Source organism: Hymenobacter sediminis (assembly GCF_003231285.1).
Lineage (GTDB): Bacteria > Bacteroidota > Bacteroidia > Cytophagales > Hymenobacteraceae > Hymenobacter > Hymenobacter sediminis.
In genome coordinates, this window is record NZ_QKNS01000001.1 from 668283 (window position 1) to 686390 (window position 18108).

The following is an 18108-nucleotide window of genomic DNA, read 5'->3' on the forward strand; positions in this document are numbered from 1 at the left end:
GCTAAAAGCGGTGTGCCAGAATATGCTGATAAACACGCCGGAAAGCTGCCCCTACCGCCGGGTAGCTAAAGCGGGCCACTGCCTCGGCACGGAGCACACTCTCCGGGAAGCGACCAGGCGGGGCCTGCAGTACTTCCCGAAGGGCTTGCCCCAGTGCCTCTTCATCGCGGGGAGGAACCAGCAAACCGCGGGAGCCATCTGCGGGCACCAGTTCCGGCACCCCGTTCACGCGGGTGGCCACCACGGGCAACCCACTGGCTTGCGCCTCAATCAGCACGCAGGGTAGGTTCTCGTAATTTGAAAATAGCACGAAGGCCTGGGCTCGCCGCATTTCCTCTGCCACCTGGGGTAGGGGTAGCTTACCCAAAAACTCTACGGTACCATCGGCCAACAACCCTAGTTCCGCCGCCAATTGTTGCAACTGCGCCTGGGCCGGGCCGTAGCCAGCAATGCGCAGATGAATATTTAACTCAGGGTCACTGATGCGCAGCCGGGCGATGGTGCGCAGGGTGCCACTGAGGTTTTTCGCGGCTTCGTTAAAGGCGGCTACATTCAAGAGGCCCTTGCGCTGAGCCGGAGGGGTAGGAGGATGGAACAAGTCCGTGTCTACCACATTCGGAATGATGACCGTATGCGGGCTGAGGCCGCCCAACTGCGCCAGGGCTTGGCGCAAGTCTTCCGAAACGGGAGTATAGGCGGCGGCTTGCCGGACCAGCAGCCCTGCCAGCTTGCCCCGGAGCCAACCCAGGCGCCCCGAGTTAGCAGGTAGAAAAACGGTCCAATTCTCGGTAATGAGGTAAGGAATGCGGTGCCAGTATTTCAGCCACAGCGCCAGCACACCCGTGCGAAAGAGGATATGCGCGTGAATAATATCGGGGCGGTGGCCCTGCCAGTGCCAGTGCACAGCACGCAGGCCTCGGCGCATGCATTCCAGCCACAGCCCCAGCTTCAGGAGCTTATCCAGCGGAGCGAAACCGGTCAGGCGTGCGCGGTAATAGTAGCGCCATGTCGGTACAGCACCGGTCAGGTCAGCCTCGAGGCTAATAAGCGAGGGAATGGGGCCTCGGGCCACGGCGGCAAACAGAACGGCCGTTTCCAGAGGTTCGGTGGGGGTAGCCGTTTGGGCAATAGCTGCAATATGCCGGGCTACAAAGTCACCATCCTGGTCGTCATAGCGGTTGGGGTACCACTTGGGCAGGTGCAGGATGCGCATCAAAAGCAGAAACAGTGAAAGGAAAAGCTAAAATACTACTGGCAGGTTTAGCAGCCTAGGTGGGGGTAGGGCAACTAGGGCCGGGCAGAAAGCCTTCCCGATAGTGCAGAAAAAAAGCCGGATGCCTACGGCACCCGGCTGATATTTTCACGAGCTATAGATAATTACTTAGACACTACAAAGCGTACCGACTGGCTGGTTTCAGGAGTGGTTACAGTAACTGTATACACGCCAGCCTTGAGGGTAGCAGGTAGTGCTACGCGATGTGAGCCAGCAGCCAGCTTGCCTGCATTTATTACAGATGCTACCTGACGCCCAGTTAGGTCACGTACTTGCACCGTAGTAGCACCGCTACGCTTCAGTTCGAAAGAGAGCGTAGCAGCACCGGCAGAGGGGTTAGGCACAACGGCAAGTTGCTGCACTTGGTCTGACTTTTTGTTGGAAAGCGTCAAGCCAGGTGCGTTGTAGCAAGTGATTTTGGGATTAAAGTTTGCCCAGCCTGCAGTCCAATCGGTAGTGCCAAAAGCTCCACGGAAGGTGCCGGTCTTCTCGAAAAAGCTATCAGCTAGCTTAGCATCAGTGAAGGCAGCGCCAGTGAGCAAGGGTGAAGTGCTCTGAGGTAGGAATTTTGGATTGGTCAGATTGAAGTTGTCGGCATTCAGGTTGAGCGCTGATACCGTAGTAAGCGTATTGCTCCGGTCTGTAGCGTTGAAGTAGCCAGCAAGATCAAATGTGCTGCCCGTAACAGTTGCAAAGTTGCTGGCCATGTCAGCAAACACATTGTTCTTGAGCACTAGCGAGCCAGAAGTTGCGTTGGCCTCAGTAGCTGCGCCATCAAGCAAAATGCCCGTAGGATAGCCGCTTATTACCGTGTTAAATATTGATTGAGCCGAGTTACGGCGAATGTGCATTCCCCTTCTGTAGTTAGTATCGAGGCCAGTAGCTGGACCGGGCAAGAATATGCTCACGTTAGAGAATACAGCGGAGGTCTTCGGCGAGTTAGTGGTGCCTGTAGCGTCATTGTCCGACTCGAAACCATTAGAGCCCGATATATCGGCTACCTTGGGGTCACGGAGCGATACAGCGTATTGTACCTTGCCCGAATAACCATTGTCGGTGTCGAAGTCGTCATCAAGACCACGGAAAGCAATCAGGTACTTCGCATTCACTGTGCCACCAAACCACTCGTAGGAGTCGTCGTTAGCATAGGAAACTTGAATGTACTCAATCGTGGTGCCCGAGCCCACGCCTGCCATCGTCAGACCGTTGATTTCGTTGCCGTTGCCAAAGTCAATGCCAGGAAACTCAATGCGCACATAACGCAGTGTGCCCGAATTGTCGTTTGGGTCGGTGCCACCATAGGTACCGTTACCCTGCGGGATACCTTCTACGTTGGCTGTACCACCGGCATTGTTGATGGGCGCGCGTCCTAGTAGGATTATTCCACCCCAGTCGCCAGCTTTACGCTGGTCGTTATTGCTACCCGAAGTAAATACAATAGGCTTGGCTGCCGTGCCGTTTGCGGTCAGTTTACCGCCTTGTTGCACAATCAAAGATCCTTTTGCACCCGTTGGGTTAGCTGGGTCATTGCCCTTGATGATAGTGCCAGGTTCAATGATGAGTTCAGCATTCGAACGCACAAACACGTTGCCATTAAGCTGGTAGATTTTATCGCTGGTCCAAGTAACCTTACCAGTAATTTCGCTGGGTGCTATCACGGTAGCAGGAGCTGCTGGACAAGGCGTTTGGGCCTGAGCTTTAGTGAAAGTCGCTGGAGCTACCAGCGTAGCGCAAGCCAGAAGCACGGGGAGTAAAATCTTTTTCATAATAGGCAAGAGCTAATGAGTTGGGCGAATGAGAATGGTACGGCAAAGGTCAGGACCGGCTGTATGCGGTACTACAATTCAATGTTGTGCTTCTGTTAGGGTTATGTTTCCTTAATGTTTAGTTTCGAAATGACCCTAAATGCAAAAGCTCCCTACAACAGTGATGTAGGGAGCTTTCGTCAAGCAAAGTAAAAGCAACTTAGAAATTCCAAGTCAGGCCAAGCGAAGAGTATTGACCACGCTTGTAGCGAGCAAACGCGCCGGTTTCAAATGAGTCAATCTTGTTATTGCCGTTGAAGTCGTAGTACTGACGTACTAGTTGGTTAAAGGCATCTTGTATGCCCGCTTTAACCTGTAAGTGCTTGCCTACACTCTTAGTAACTGATAAGTCTACTACGTGACGGGGCAACTCAATCACCGAGAAGTTGGTGCCTCGGTCGCCAACGAACATGATGCGCGGCCCAATTACGTTGTACTGGGCTGAGGCTTGCCAGCCGTGGTCGTTGTCTTGATAAAAGAGGCCTAGGTTAACTACGTAGGGCGACTGACCTTGGAGTGGTCGATCAGTGATGGCGAAGTTGCGGTTACGCTCGTTGTCTTCCAACTGCACCCGGCTGCGGATTAAGGATGCATTCATTACCAGCGAAAGGCGGTCAATGAATCCACTGCCTGTTAGCTCGGCTAGCGACTTGCGGGCTTCTACTTCTACGCCCATGTCGTAAGCACTCTTGGCGTTCTGGTAGGTCAGGTACAGGTTCAAGCCGCCAGTAGAAGTGGTAGTTTGCTCAATAGCATTTTGGAAGTGTTTATAGAACACACCAATCGAGAGCATTTCAGAGCGAGTAGGATAAAATTCGTAACGCAGGTCAGCGTTATAGATTTTGGCCGTGCGAAGGTTAGGATTACCTTCTAAGAAATAGCTGTTAGCAAAGTCGTAGTACTGGTATTGAGCCAATTCCCGAAACTCGGGCCGGTTCACCGATATGCTGCTAGCCAAGCGCACCAGTGAGCGCAAGTTGAAGTTGTAAGCAGCGTTGAAGGAAGGTAGTACAAAGGTGCGCTTTTCCTCGTAAGGAGCTACGGCTATATCGCCGCTCTCCAGCTGGCGCCGGTTATACTCTACGCGTACACCGCCCGATACATTAAACTTGTCTGATATAGGCAGTACGGTGCTCAGATAGCCTGCCGCGAGCAGGTTGTTAGCTGAGTAACGGTCGTTAGCCTGGGTACCCTCATCCAGCCGGAACCCATCCTGATTGTTGATGTTTTCCGGGTTAAAGATGGTTTCGATAGGTAGCTTGCGTAGTCGCGGGTCGGTATCGGGTGTTCGTACGAATGAGAAGTAACGGCTGTCGTAGTCGCGGCTTTTATACTCGGTATAGAAGCCAGCACGCAGCTTGTATTCGTTGGCTTGGGTAGTGTCACGGCCCTGTATGCGTCTCTCCCATTGCCCCCGACCCATGTAAGTATTTTCGGTCAGTTTGGAGAAATAGTGCGAAGCATCTAGTTGGGAGCCTGTCAAAGGAACTACTACTTCAAATGGCGTGGTAGCCGGATCGGTCTCCTGCGAGCGTTGAGTACGGAAACGACGGTAGTCGGGCTCATCACGGAATACATAGTTGTAGCCCCCTGCCCATACGAAGGTGTTGCGTTTGTTAGCACCTGTTTCATGGGTACCCTGCAACTGACCGGAGTAAATAGTGCGGCTTTGGTAGTGCAGTGAATAGTTGTCGAAGTCTTGGCCTTGGCCAGGACCACCTTGTTCATAGCTTGGTCCAGTACGGTGAACAACTTCGTCGGTACCATACTGATTAAGGAAGTTGCGAAAATCTAGACGGTTATAGTCATTGAAGCGGGCCTGCCAGTTATGGATAACACCTAGGCGCGCAGTGCTTAATGTCCGCTGGTCATTGTAGTCGGTCAACAGCGAGGCCGACTGTCTCAGTGTATCGTAGGATTGATATCGGCTACGCCGGGTATCATATTGCTGTAGCGTGTTGGTATAGGAAACCGACGTAACATTGCTGAGGTACAGCTTGCCGAGCTCAAATTTGCGTGTTAAACCTAGCGAAAGACGTAGATCTGGTCGGGCCGTTATTAAACTTGGCTTCCATTCGTTACGCAACTGGTTGCCAACCTGTTTGAGCCGGTCGTCTGGCAGATTATTTAAGTCGTTGCCATTTCCAAAGCCAGGGAGTGCGTTAGGCAAAGCCCGGTCACCGCTATCAAAGCCCAGCCAATCGGTAGAGCTATGGTTGGTTGTCTGATAATTGTTCGTGAACGTGGTTCCGCTGCGGTAGCCGCCAGTTATATTGATGTTAGTGGAATTTTCCAGTACCGAGTTCCTGGTAAATACCTCTACGACACCTCCACCGAATTCGCCAGGTAGCTCAGGAGCTCCCGATTTGAAAATCAGTACCCGATCAATTACAGACGAGGGCAAAATATCAAACGAAAAAGAGCGGGTATCTACTTCTGCTGAAGGTGTAAGGGCTTCGTTGAGCAATACCGTATTGTAGCGTTCGGCTAGGCCGCGAATCACAATAAAGTTGTTATTCTGGATGGTAACGCCTGGAATACGCTTTACGACTTCGGCGGCATCCCGGTCCAGGCTTTTTACAATCTGGTCGTTGCTCATGCCACTTACTACCACCTCGGCCTTTTTCAGGTCCTGAATCATAGCCACCTCCGTGCCGGTTTGCTTCTGGCCCGTCACCACTACTTCCTTCAGAGCCTGCGCATTCTCTTCTAGCACCCCATTTAGGGTAGTCTGCTGATCCGCTTGGATACTGATGCCGGTAAACGTGAGCGGCTTGTAACCAATAGATTGGATGGTGATTCCGTAGGTGCCAGGAGCCAGCTTCAAAGAATATGAGCCATCTAGATCTACTGGTGCTGCCTGGGTAGTGCCCGTTACCAGCACGGTAGCGCCAATGGCGCCTTCTCCGGTTTTTTTGTCTGTTACTTTTCCCGTTAAAGTACCTTGCTGCGCAAGGAGCAAGTGGCTTATTGTCAGGAAGAAAAGCAGTAAAGCTGAGCGACGCATAGCCGAATAATAAAAAGGTTTCACAAAGCTAGACTGGCCTTGTTATGCTAATATTGCCGCCATGTTATGCTTGTGTTACTGCCTCGGTAACAGGCTCACTTCCTGCGGGAAACCTTTACTTTTGCGCCCACTTTGCCCATTTCTGCCCATGTTGCTGTCCATGACCGGCTACGGAATCGCACACCGCGAAACCGACCGCTACTCCGCTACCGTCGAGATTAAGTCTCTCAATTCTAAGACTCTTGACCTGAGTTTGCGTCTGCCCCGCTTCCTAATGGACCGGGAGTTGGAAATCCGTAATCTGGTTACCAAAAGCCTTATTCGGGGGAAGGTCAACCTGAACTTAGACTTCGCGCGCCCGCGCGCTACGGGTGCGCAGGGTTCTATTGTTAACAAGGAGGCCCTTACGGTAGCCTGCCAGGAGTTACGCGAACTGAGCCAAATAGTGGGTCTGTCGCTGAAGCAACTAGCCGCCGTGGCCCATGCGCTGCCTGGCGCTCTGCGCATTCCTGCTGATGCTACCGCTGCCACCGAAGAAGAGGAAGAAACCCCCTGGGAAGAATTGCTGCCCCTGCTACAGGAAGCCCTTGACCGCGTGAACCAGTTCCGGCGCGATGAAGGCCAAGCACTGACTTCAGAAATCCTGGGATATGTGGATCGGATTCGTATTCTATTGGCCGAAGTAGAGCGCCACGACCCTACCCGCATTGAGCAGGTCCGGCAGCGCCTGCAGAACCACCTGTCGGAGATAACCAGCAGTGAGCATTTCAACCCTATCCGGTTCGAGCAGGAAATTCTCTATTACATTGAGAAGCTAGACATTGCCGAGGAAAAAGTGAGGTTAGTCAATCATTTGCACTACTTCGCCGAGACGGCAGGTCTGCCGGAGCCCACTGGAAAAAAATTAGCCTTTATTTCGCAGGAAATTGGGCGGGAAATCAATACCATCGGGTCCAAAGCCAACGATTCCACCATCCAACATCTGGTGGTGGGGATGAAGGAAGAGCTCGAAAAGATCAAGGAACAGATCAACAACATTCTCTAAGTACCATAAGCCGATTTTCGGACTGTAGCAAAGCCAGAATTGAACTTTGCCGCTAGTATTTCGTATAGGCTATTCCCAATGTATTATTGGGATTTTTCAGGGGTAGGACAACAGTATCTGTAAAGCTCTATTTTTTAGATAATGCACTTTAATGCATCAAAAAGCCGCTTTTTAGCCCCGTATTGGCACATATGCTACTGAGGTTAAAAATTATTTTATTGTAAAATACTTGCGGCTTAAAAAAATGTGCGTAATTTGTGTTATCCAAACAGAGTGACTCTTCGCTTTTCGGACCAATAGCCTGACTTTGAATTCCACCTTTTTTCAGTCCATACTTATGAAAAAAGTATTACTAGCTGCCCCCTTCTTCTGCCTGATGCTGTTGCTGATGGCTGCCCGTCCCTTCGCCGAAGTGGAGCTGATCAAAAAGCGCGTTCTAAGCGAGCGGGTGGAAATTCTCATCCCCAAGGGCTTCGAGGTGATGAGCGAACAGCAAATGGACTTTAACTACGCTAAAGCCCAGAGCCGTCCTAGCGTTATCTACACGAATAACAAAGAGGCCAGCATTGCTTTCTCCTACACCGACAACACAGCCGATCAGGACATGATCGAAATGTATTCGGCCAACTTCTACAAAACCTACACTAAGCAATTCAAAGAAGCGAAGTGGTTTGGTCACGGTGTGAAGGAAGTGAACAGCCGCAAGGTTGGCTACATGGAGTTGATGAAGCCTGAGCTGGGCCACGAGGTTTATACCCTCATCTTCTTCACCGATGTAGAAGGTAAACTTCTAATGTGCACGTTTACCTGCGCTGACCGCCAGAAGCCTGAGTGGGAAAACGTAGCCAAGCAGATCATGAGCTCGTTTAAAGCCAACAGCTAATACTTACCCATTCAGAGGGTAGATTGAATTATAAAAAAGCCCGGAGCACTCAACTGAGTTGCTCCGGGCTTTTTTCATTTTGGTCAGGTAGAAGGATGCCAAAGTCAATTCCTAGCTTAATGTCCAGATTGCTGTGCTAAAAAATGGGTGATTAGTTTGAAAATACCGGAGAAGCCACTCAGGGAAAGCTGAGTGGGTTGATCAGCTACATCGTGGTAGGCGCTGCTTCCGCCTCGGGCGTAGATAAAGAAGGCTGACACTCCGCGTTCGGAGAAGGGGTAGTGGTCGGAATTGGCTGCGCGGCCCCGGGCTGCTACCGATGGAACGTAACGACCCGCGGTGTTCAACTGAACTAGCTGTTGAAAGGCTTGTTCAAATACGCGCCCATTCACTACGGTAATGCCTTCCTCACCGGTGCCTACTAAGTCAAGGTTAAGAAGGAATCGGATGCGGTTCAGAGGGACTAGCGGATGTTCCACATAGTAACGGGAGCCTACCAGCCCGGCTTCTTCCGCTCCAAAAGCAATGAATACCATGGAGTAAGCTGGCCGGTTCTCTGGTGCGGCATAGTAGGCAGCAAGTTCCAGGAGCATGGCAACGCCGCTGGCATTATCGTTGGCACCGGGAAAGTACGTTTGCCGGCCTAGGCGACCTAGGTGGTCATAGTGGGCTGTGACTATCAGGAACGAATCGGGTTGGACCCGGCCGGGTAAGTAGCCGATAACGTTTTGGGTGGGGTAGGCTGGGATCAGCTGGGCATCCACCCGAATTTTGGCCGTAGCGGCAGGCGGAAGCTTGGCGTAATGGTTGGCCCCTGTTAGCCAAGGGTGAGGCAGTGCCTCCAGCCGGATCTGGTGGCTTTGAGTAGCTGCCAACGATGCCGTCAGTTTCGGCACCAACGTAATAACAGCTGCGGCCGAGTCGAGGCGCTGACGGATATCCGATGGGTAGTGCGCTAGCCTGGCTTTGGTGCGGGCCGATAAGACAATCGTGCTTGGGAAGCTGGTCAGGTGCAGAAACTGCCGCCGAGCAGTTTCATCCGTAAGAACCGTGCTGTCTAAGTAAGCGAGGCTCCGACCAATTCCTAAGCGGCCGGGGCCGCAGTCGGGAGCCGCAATAAAATCGAGGCCGGGCTGCAGGCGTAGCTGGTTGCCCAGAAGCGGAAACGGGAACAGCGCCCGGTTAAGCCGGAGCTTGAGCGTACCCGGAAAAGTATTGATGGGTAGGCTGAAGGGTTGCTGAAAGCCGGATGATAAGGGCTGCAGCCCCAAGGCCTCAAAGCGTTGTTGCAGGTAGCGGGCCGCTTTTTGCTCGCCTTGATTTACGTAGCCTCGGCCGTGCATTGCGGGGGAGGCCAGGGTAGCAATAGTCTGCCGGACCCTGGGCATGTCTTGGGCTTGCGTGGCTAAAGGGGGTAGGAAACCTGTTAGGTACAAGGCCCCAGCAAATAGTTGATGCCGGAACTCCCTTTGGTGACTACCACGCTTCATTGCCAGAAACGACGGGTCGGCCACATCAGGAGCAAGCCAGCTACTACCCCCAGCGAATCGCTGAGCAGGTCCGACCACTCGCCCTGGCGGCCTAGGTTCATAGTCATCTGCAGTAACTCAATGAGGGCACCCATGCCCACGGTCAGCAGCAACACAACACGAAACGCCTGAGCTTTTAAGGCAGGAAACCAAGATTGACGGCGAGCAGAAAAAACGGCTAATACCGCCTGCACCAGAAATACAAAGGCGTGGGCTGCCGTGTCGAAAGCCAGCAGCTCCCAATGGGGAGTGCGGGGCATTTCCTGGGCCGGGGTAAGGGTCATTACAAATACCAGCGCCGCCCACGCCAGCGGCAGGACCACAAAGGCCCGACGACGAGACGAGAGCGGCGCGGTAGAAGACACGGCCAAATACAAAGGGTAGGCTAAGCGCCTACCAGCTCACCATATACTTCGGCCGACAAAAGGCCTTCCAACTCAGCAGGGTTGGAAATGCTCATTTTCACCATCCAGCCTTCGCCGTAGGGGTCGGAGTTTACCAGTTCGGGGCTACCATCCAAGGCGCTGTTTACTTCCAGTACAGTGCCGCTGATGGGGCTGAATAGGTCCGAAACCGTTTTAACAGCTTCTACCGTACCAAACACTTCGTTCTGAGCTACTTCCTTGTCGAGGGTGTCAATGTCCACGTACACAATGTCGCCGAGTTCTTTCTGAGCGTGGTCGGTGATGCCGATGAAGGCAACGTCACCTTCTACACGGATCCATTCGTGCTCTTTCGTGTACTTCAGGCTGGCGGGCAGATTCATGGGGTGCGGTTTTGAGAATTAGATAGAGGGCACCGAGGTGCGCGGGCCAAAAGTACAGGTTAAAGGTGAAATAGTGAGATAGAGAAAGGGGGAGTTTTTGTTCGTGCAGTTTTGGCAGCGCGAACAAAAACTTCCCCTTTCTCTATCTCACTATTTTACTTCTACTGTGAAAGGCTATAGCGAAGCTGGATGCCGCCCTCGGTGGACGTATTACGGAAAGCGTTCTGTACCCGCGGAGCAGTAATGTTCTGGGTGAAGAAGAACTGCAGGTTCAGGCGCTGGTTCAGCACGTAATCGACGGTAGGGCGGAGCTGTACCTGGCGGGTACCATTGGTAACCTGGCTGGAGGCGCGCCCTTGAGAACCGGCAACCGTACCATCGGGATCAACTACATCCAAAATGGTGCGCTGAATGGTGAAGTTGTCGCGGATGCTCAGGTCGAGGCGGGCGTTGAGCTCGTTGCGCAGTACGCGCTGCTCACCCCCAATCCGGAAGGGCAGCTTTAGGCGGTTAGTAGCGAAGCCAAACCCGATAATCATTTCCGTAGAGTGCAGCTCCGTCACCTGGGCAGTTGGGATGTTGAGGCCAATATTACGGTCGATGCGGTACTCCAGGCGGCCCGTGAGGTTGCCGCTGGTCTGGAAGTTCAACCCGATCAGCGGAGCCAGGCGCTCGGCAATAGTCACCTGACCCAGAATGTAGTAAGGCAGGTATTGGTTGGTCTGTGCGTTTACACGGTTAGGTAACTCATTTTTGCCGGGCTCCCGGGTATAAATGGCGTTGGTGGTGAAGCTGTTGATATTGTAGTTCGAGGAGTAAGCGTGGTTCAAAGTAATAGACCGGAAGTAGCGCTGAATAAAGGGCAACTGAGCCAACCCATTATAGGCGATATTCCAGTTCGGGATGGGGAGCATCGAGAAGGGGTTAAACTTCTTGGATGTATAGCCGCTTGACGACTTGCCCCGGTATGCATCCAGGAAAGCCGGCAGCAGCACATCCTGAGAGTTATAGCTGTAAGTGCCTCTTTTGCCATTCTCCGGATCCGTGTTCTGGTTATCGGTTGCCAGCCGCTGCTGTACAAACACGCGGTTTTCAATAAAGCGCTGGAAGGCTTTGGACGTCTCACCCCGGTTGCCCAGGTCGCCGAACAAAGTTTGGATGGAGATAAACGAAGTGCTGAAGGTGCCCGAGCCCAGCGCATTGCTCGCCAGCGGCTCCGTGTTCGGGATAGGCGCCAGGGTTACGGTATCCACGGCCAAGCGGTAAAACACTTCTCTGTTTGACACCTTATTACGGCGGGCATCCAGCTGAATGTTGAAGTCGCGGAAGGGCTCGAGGGTCGTGCGCAGGGTCAGGGCCTCTGTGAGCAGAGAACTGAGCGGGGTGTTCAGGTATTGGCTGCTGGGAGTGTACCAGTTCCGGTCGTAGGCGCGGCGGAAAAGACCGTCGAGGTCTTCCTGGCGGCCCAGCAGGAACGGAATACCAGGAGCGTCAAAGTCACTGTTCAAGCCAAACAAGCGGGTTCCGGGCAAGTAGCCGGGTAGGAGGGTGCCGTTGGAGCGGGTGTAGGTGAAGTTGAGGGAGCGGGCCGTCATCAGCGACCGAAGTACGGCCTTCAGTGCCCGCAGCTCCGGGCCTTTTGCCGAGTCGGCGGCGGCTACGGCATCGGTGCCGGGCTGCTTGCGGTCGGCTGTGCCCGCCGCATCTTTCGGGTTGGGGCGCGGCTGGGGCGGCGGGGCGTTGTTGATGATGTTGAGGAAGCGCACTTTGTTGTAGAGCTTCACTAAATCAATCCGGCCGTTGGTGCTCAACTCCCCGTTGTTCTGGATGGTGTTGCCCAGGTTAAGAGGCACTACCTCGCTGTTCGGGTCGGCAGGATTCACGGGAGCGGTCAGGGCAGTGGAAGCCGCCTGCCAGGTGTAGTTGGCCGCGTAGCGCGCATCTGCCGAGAGCCAGTCGGTGAGGGGGAACTTGTCGAGAGGTAGGCGGTAGGTGAAGGCCAGCGTCTGGTTGAAGTTGGTGTTCCGGCCGCCGCGTAGCAGGTTGCGGCGCAGTAGTTCCCGGTTTTGCTGAGCAATAGCGTCGTCGCCGATGCTGCGGCCTGGTCCTTCATCCACCACGGCCCGGTTGGTAGCAGTGTAGTCGATGGCCAGGGCTTTGGTCAAATCCCAGCGTAGGTCGTAGATGCGGTTGAAGAAGAAAGCCTTCTGGAACACACCGGGAATGCCGGCCGTTACGGGCACCTGACCGGGCTCCAGGGTGCGCTGCAAGAACCGCTCATTGTAGCGGCGGTCCAGGTCGGCGCGGAAAGAGAAGCGGGAGGGCAGGGGCGTGAAGTTGACTTCCTGCAGCATCTTCAGGTAGGGCGAGTCGAACGCCTTCACCTTGGCCAGCGGGGTGTAGTTGCGCGGGGTTGCCTGGTACACGTAGGCCAGGGCCCCGGTGTAGGTGCGGGTGTAGTCCCGGTCGGTCCGGATGTCGGTGTGCAGGCGCTCCGTGAGCGAGTAGCTCAGGGCGAAGTTCTCCACATCGTAAGGCCGTACTTTCTTCTCGGGATTGGTGCGCTCCTTGCGCACGTTGAGCACCGAAATGCTACGCTGGCTGGTCTGGTCGATAACCTCCTTGCGGTAGGCAGCCTTTTCCGCGTCGGTCTTGAACTTCTGCAGCGACTGGGTTAGCTCCGTATCGGGGTCAAGCGGGTCATACTTGGGGGCGCGGCTTTCCACGCCAGCTTGCACCAGCACCGGAATGCGCAGACCGAGCTTCTCGGGGAAGAACTTCTCGGCGGCCACCGTGGCATTCACGTCACCGCGGGCAATATTGTCAAGGGAGCGTTGCTGGGCCCGGTCCTGCAGGCCACCGAAGCCCGTGGTGACGTAGCTGCCCGTGGCCGTGATGTTGGCAATGTCGGCCAGCTTGGCATTGAAGCGAGCTGTAGCAGCCCAGCCATTTTCCGTGTCAAACTCCGATACCCGCAGCTCATCAGCCCACAACGTCAGGCTCTTGGAAGCGTTGTCGTCGCGGGGGTTCAGAATACCAATCATTACGCCCTGCACCGCCGACAAATCGGGGTTGCCCACTACCGTAATGGTTGAGTTGTCGGGGAGGGTTACTACGAAAGGCTTGCTGTAGTCGGCGCTGCCCGTGGCCTGCTGGTTGCGCCGGGCCTTGGCATCCACAAAGTCCTGCAGCTTCAAGTCGATGCGGTTGGCCTCGGGCCATACCTGCTCAACTTTGCTCTCGCCGCGTTTTGTCAAGATAAGGGGCTTAGAGTATTCGTAGTAGTTCTGGGTATAGTCGGTGCCGATGCGCACAAAGCCCCGCAGCTGGTTGTCTAGAACTCGGCCATCCTGGCTTTCGGCGTGCAGGAACATCTTCAGGCGCTTATAGCGCAGCATGTTGATGCTCACATTTTTGTAGGCAGCCTTGGCAAAACCGTCGCGCAGGCCTTCTACCACCAGGCGGAGGCTCTGCTCGTTCTGTTGGCGGTTTACGGTGCTGGAACCGTACTCCCGGTCACGGCGGATGTTGGGGGGTAGCACATACGGAATAGCATCGGCACCGGCCGTGCTGGTCAGTCCGTTTTCCTCGATGCTAACGGTGGAGATGTTGAAAGCGTCGGCATCCGTATCGGCGCCGATAATCACTTGGGTAGGATCAGCAATCTTGGTGAGGTAGCGGCGCCATTGGTTAGCCACAAACTGGGGCTGCACTAGGCGTAGTACCACCGGCTGCTCCCACTGCGTCAGGTACATGCGCAAGAATCGAATCGACTTAAAACCGAAATCCTGAGCACTTTGGCCCTGGGCTGGGTCCACAATGCCCGTGGGCTGTCGCACCGGAATCCGGAACTGATACCAGGTTACGGGTTCGTTGTTGGTATCAGAATTAGTGTTTGTAACCTTATCCACGATGAAGTTCTGGCCGATTTCCATCTGACCCGGCCGAATCTGCATGCGGTACTCGTAGTAGCGCTCCGTGTCGTTGAGTACGTTGTCCCGGTTCAGATCTTCCTTATCGGGAAAGGCGGTGGAGCTGAGCTGGCTGCCTTCGGGCGAGTTGCCCTGCATGCCGTTGAAATCTTTGTAACGGGCCAGTAGCTTGGCGTCGGCCTGGTCGTAGCTAGGGTCGAGGTGGTGGCGGAAGTTGTCGGCGGCAGGGTCAGCAAGTGTGCCGTACACGGGCGCAACCTCTGACTGGGGCCGGGTGGGCAGGGCCCGTTCCTCGTCGTCGTTTACCCCGTCGAGGCCTACGTCCTGGCGGGCGCGGGCGCCGGGGGTAGCGTTGAAAGCATCCGTCAGGAAGGGCTGGCGCGATACGCGGCCATAAATTGTTGGCTCCGCGTCTAGGTCGATGTTGGCATCTTCTACGGGTAGGCCGTTTTCAAACTCGTACCGGTTGTTGTCCTTGAGCACGTCCTCAGAAACCGAGCCTAGGTTGATGTACAGGTCGCCCCCCCGGTTATTCGAGGCCCGCGTCTGGTTCTGGCCGTCGTCGATGACGTTGTAGTTATTGCCGCTAGGGCCGTCGCTGATGAATGGGTCCATCATCCAGAACTCCAAGTACTCCACGTTGGCGTTGTCGAAGTCCGTGTCGAAGGTGATTTCGCGGGAAATACCTCCGTAGCGGGCTGCGCGTTCTGTGGGCGTGTTGCTCAGGAACTGACGCGGGTTGTTCGGGTTGACGTTGGGGTTGTAGTTGTACTGGCCCCGCTCGTTGGGGAAGTAGGCCAAGTCAAACGTCGTCTCGAAGGAGTTGCCAGTAGTACCTACGTCGCGGTTCGGGAAGATTTCCGTGCGCTTGATGCCCCGTACATAGTGGTTCTTGACATCGTTAACCCCAATATTCTGGGGTTTGCTCTGACCGTTGGTGTAATAGGTCTGGTCGATGGTGTACCAAGCCAGCTTAGCCCGCTGGTAGCCGGCTTTTAGGCCCTGTACGTTGCCGCCCAGCGGAGCCGGAGTAGCAGCCAGCCGCCAAGTAGTGGCCGAGTTGATGCCGCCCAGGGTGTAGGGCGTGCGGGCATTCTCGAAATCATCGAGGTAGGAAACACCGTTTTCGCCCCCACTGTCACCATTGCCCAGCCTCGACTGGCCCGGCAGCAACTGCGCGAATTCTCCACTGAACGCCACCGAGGAAACCTCTTTGGTCGAAATCAGGGGGAGCATGTCCAAGTACTTGGTCAGGGCCCGCGACTCGCGCCGCATGTTCACGTCGAAGCCGTAGATGGTATTGTTGCCCGGCTCGTCGCCGATGTTTACGCGGTTGATGCCGGGCGCCTGGTTTTCGCGCAGGTGCAGCACGGTAGCCCCAAAGTACAGGTCCGGCGAAACGCGGTAATCGAAGCGGGCGCCCAGTAGCTTGCGGGGCTGCACCTGCACCAGGGCGTTCTTCTCGAATTCTACCCGCAACTCGTTGGCCGAGTTGAGGTAGCTGGGGTTGAGGATTTTTACTTTAGCTTGGTCGTAGAAAACTTGGTAGTCTACCCCTTCCTGAAGCAGCGTGCTACCGGCCCGAACCCGAACCGAGCCCTCGGCAATGCCAATGCCGGGCAGGTTGATTTCGTCGGTGGAGGTAGCCTGAAAGCGGCCCCGCAAGAAGAACTTGTCTTTCTCCTGGCGCTGTTGGGCATCGCTCTGCACCTGGGTGTACAGTTCGCGGTACACGTATTTGCGCGCTAGCTCCAACTCGGTAGTAGAGGTAGCCGTGTCAAACTGGGCCGCTAGGTAATTGCCGAACGGCTGCACCTCCGGGAAGATGATGCGGCCTTGTTCGGTGTCAATAGTGATACCGGGGAAAAAGTCGAAGTTGCCGTCGGGGTTCCGGTCGTTGTTTGGGTTTACATTGTCGAGGTTGAGCACCTCAATCAGCGGCCGGTTAGCAATGCGCTGCCCTTCCTTCAAGGAAATCAAGTCTACCCCCGTTACATCGTCCTTATAGACTACCTGAAGCTGGAAATTGTCGCGGTTAAGTTGCGAGGCGTTCAGGGGATAGATGTTTTTCATCATCAAATCCCAAGTCGGCAGGTTGCGCGTCTGCAGGTTCTCGTTGCTGGGGTTCTGGTTCGGGTCGGCCAGGCCTACCCCCGGATTGGTCGCCTTCAGCAGCTTCAGGAAAATAACCTCGTTCTGCCCCCGCGAGCCATAGTCGTTGGTTATTTCGCCTACCTGCTTGGGCCGGTTTCCCTCCGTGCGGGAGGAACGAGCGGAGCGGTTGTCGATATACTGGTAGGATACAGCCAGCACCTGCTCGGGTAGCAACTGCGTGTTCAGCGAGATGTAGCCCAACTGCGCGTTGTAGGTGTACTCGCGCGGGTCCAGCTTACGGGCCCGGATGTGCTCGTAATCCACGCTGCGCTGTAGCGCCAACCCTGCAGGCCCCGACAGGTAATCATCCACCGTTTGCTCGGTGCGGGCCTGTGCGCCCCCCGCTAACACTTGGCTCAGCAGAGTATTGGCGTTGTTATCGGGTAAGGCGTTAGGGCCGGCGGGCTTCAGGAAGGTTCTGCGGTACAGACGCTTCGGTTCGCCCAAGTCCATCAGGGCCACCACGTTGCGCAGGTTGTCGCTCTGGCGGTTGTCGTTTGTGACGTACACCTCCAGGTTGTTGATTTCAACCCCACTCTGCACCGTAGGCAAGTTGCGCAGGGCTGCGTCGTACTGGTCGCGGAAGGCCTGCGACAGGAAGAAGTGCCGGTCCCGCTCGTACTGGCTGGCTTTCAGCTCAAACTGCCGGCTCTGCCCACCATTCTGAATCCGTACTTCATCGGCCTGGCCACGCAGGGTACTGGCAATGGTGGTAATACCCAGGCGCCCAAACTGAAATTGCGCCTTAATGCCAAACAGGTTCTGGCCGCCCGTTATTAGCGAGTTGTTGAGGGGTAGGGAAACGTTGCCCAGCTCTACTTTGCGGATGATATCGGTTTCGTAGCCCGTGTAATCGAGCTTCATGTTGTTCTCGAAATCGAAGGCCGCGCGGGTGTCGTAGTTAAAGGTCAGCTTGAGCTTCTCGCCAATCTGCCCGGTCAGGTTCAGGTTGAGGTTCTGGTCGTACTGGAAGTCGCCTACCCGTTGCTGGCGCAAGGTGAGGGTAGGGTTTTCGTTGCGGTTGAAGCGGGCGCCCATGCGCAGCGTCACGGCGCCCTGGGGCCGAATGTCTACGTAGCTACCCCCAAAAATCCGGTCAGCCATCGGGCCTAGGTAGATTTTCGGGATCAAACGTTGAACTGCGGGCGTATTGGGGCTGCCCGCTACCCCCCCGGCAGAGCGCTGACGGAAGTAGTTGCGCACGGCTTGCTGTTGCTGCCAGCGTGAGTACTCCTCAAACGTCATGCGGCTTGGGTCGCGGTAGTCGAGGTCCGAGCCCAATTTCTCGCGCACATCGAAATTTTTCAGGCTGTCGTCAGCCTGCACATCGAGTTCTACGTTAGAGGGGAGGGGTAGCACCAGCGGAGACCGGCGGCGCTGCGGCGAAAACGGCGTACCCAGCCGGTCCTGCGGAGCCACCCGAGGGCGGGTGCTGGACCGATAACGGGTGGTATCAATGCGCGGAGTATCGGGGGAAAAGCCTAGCGACAGATGCGGCTTGGGCGCGGAAGCAGGCAGCCAGTCTGACCAGAGCTGCTGCATGGTAAATGGGGCGCCCATGCCTCCAACCGGCTTTGCCTGCGACCACCAGGTCACCAACGATACAACGGCTGCCAGGGAGGCGGCCAGGGACTTCTTACCGGTATTCAAGCGTCAATAATCGTCGGGAAAGGCGGAGGATACTACTGCACGTAGGCCGCACCCGGTAAACCAG

9 protein-coding genes are annotated in these 18108 nt (G+C 55.3%); 2 read left to right on the top strand and 7 right to left on the bottom strand.

What is annotated here, in order from left to right:
- Window position 1: 1 nt before the first annotated feature.
- From DNI29_RS02875 to DNI29_RS02885, 3 genes are all read right to left on the bottom strand, one after another.
- Window positions 2–1213, bottom strand: a complete 1212-nt coding sequence (locus tag DNI29_RS02875; RefSeq protein WP_110976552.1) for a glycosyltransferase — start codon at window positions 1211–1213, stop codon at window positions 2–4.
- Between the two features lie 164 nt (window positions 1214–1377).
- Entirely contained in the window at window positions 1378–3039 is a 1662-nt protein-coding gene (locus DNI29_RS02880; protein WP_110976553.1) for a T9SS type A sorting domain-containing protein, read from the bottom strand.
- A 199-nt stretch (window positions 3040–3238) separates the two neighbouring features.
- Window positions 3239–6085 carry a TonB-dependent receptor gene (locus tag DNI29_RS02885; protein WP_110976554.1) on the bottom strand — a complete coding sequence of 949 codons (2847 nt, stop codon included), beginning with the start codon at window positions 6083–6085 and terminating at the stop codon, window positions 3239–3241.
- A 148-nt stretch (window positions 6086–6233) separates the two neighbouring features.
- On the opposite strand from DNI29_RS02885, the gene DNI29_RS02890 reads away from it, so the two are divergent.
- On the top strand, window positions 6234–7130 hold the full coding sequence (locus DNI29_RS02890) for a YicC/YloC family endoribonuclease (protein WP_110976555.1): 897 nt from the start codon (window positions 6234–6236) through the stop codon (window positions 7128–7130).
- Between the two features lie 337 nt (window positions 7131–7467).
- Window positions 7468–8013 carry a hypothetical protein gene (locus tag DNI29_RS02895; RefSeq protein ID WP_110976556.1) on the top strand — a complete coding sequence of 182 codons (546 nt, stop codon included), beginning with the start codon at window positions 7468–7470 and terminating at the stop codon, window positions 8011–8013.
- A gap of 116 nt (window positions 8014–8129) precedes the next feature.
- Here the strand turns inward: DNI29_RS02895 and DNI29_RS02900 are convergent, their stop codons facing one another.
- The 4 genes from DNI29_RS02900 to sov all read right to left on the bottom strand — a co-directional run bounded on the left by DNI29_RS02900 (window position 8130) and on the right by sov (window position 18044).
- On the bottom strand, window positions 8130–9401 hold the full coding sequence (locus DNI29_RS02900; protein WP_202910360.1) for a M28 family metallopeptidase: 1272 nt from the start codon (window positions 9399–9401) through the stop codon (window positions 8130–8132).
- 98 nt (window positions 9402–9499) lie between these two features.
- Window positions 9500–9907, bottom strand: a complete 408-nt coding sequence (locus tag DNI29_RS02905; protein WP_238388030.1) for a VanZ family protein — start codon at window positions 9905–9907, stop codon at window positions 9500–9502.
- A 20-nt stretch (window positions 9908–9927) separates the two neighbouring features.
- Window positions 9928–10308 (bottom strand): glycine cleavage system protein GcvH, encoded by a 381-nt coding sequence (gene gcvH, locus DNI29_RS02910; RefSeq protein WP_110976559.1) that lies wholly within the window; start codon window positions 10306–10308, stop codon window positions 9928–9930.
- 161 nt (window positions 10309–10469) lie between these two features.
- The gene (sov, locus tag DNI29_RS02915; protein ID WP_238387985.1) at window positions 10470–18044 is read right to left on the bottom strand and encodes a T9SS outer membrane translocon Sov/SprA; all 7575 of its coding nucleotides are present in this window, start codon (window positions 18042–18044) and stop codon (window positions 10470–10472) included.
- Between the last annotated feature and the right edge of the window lie 64 nt (window positions 18045–18108).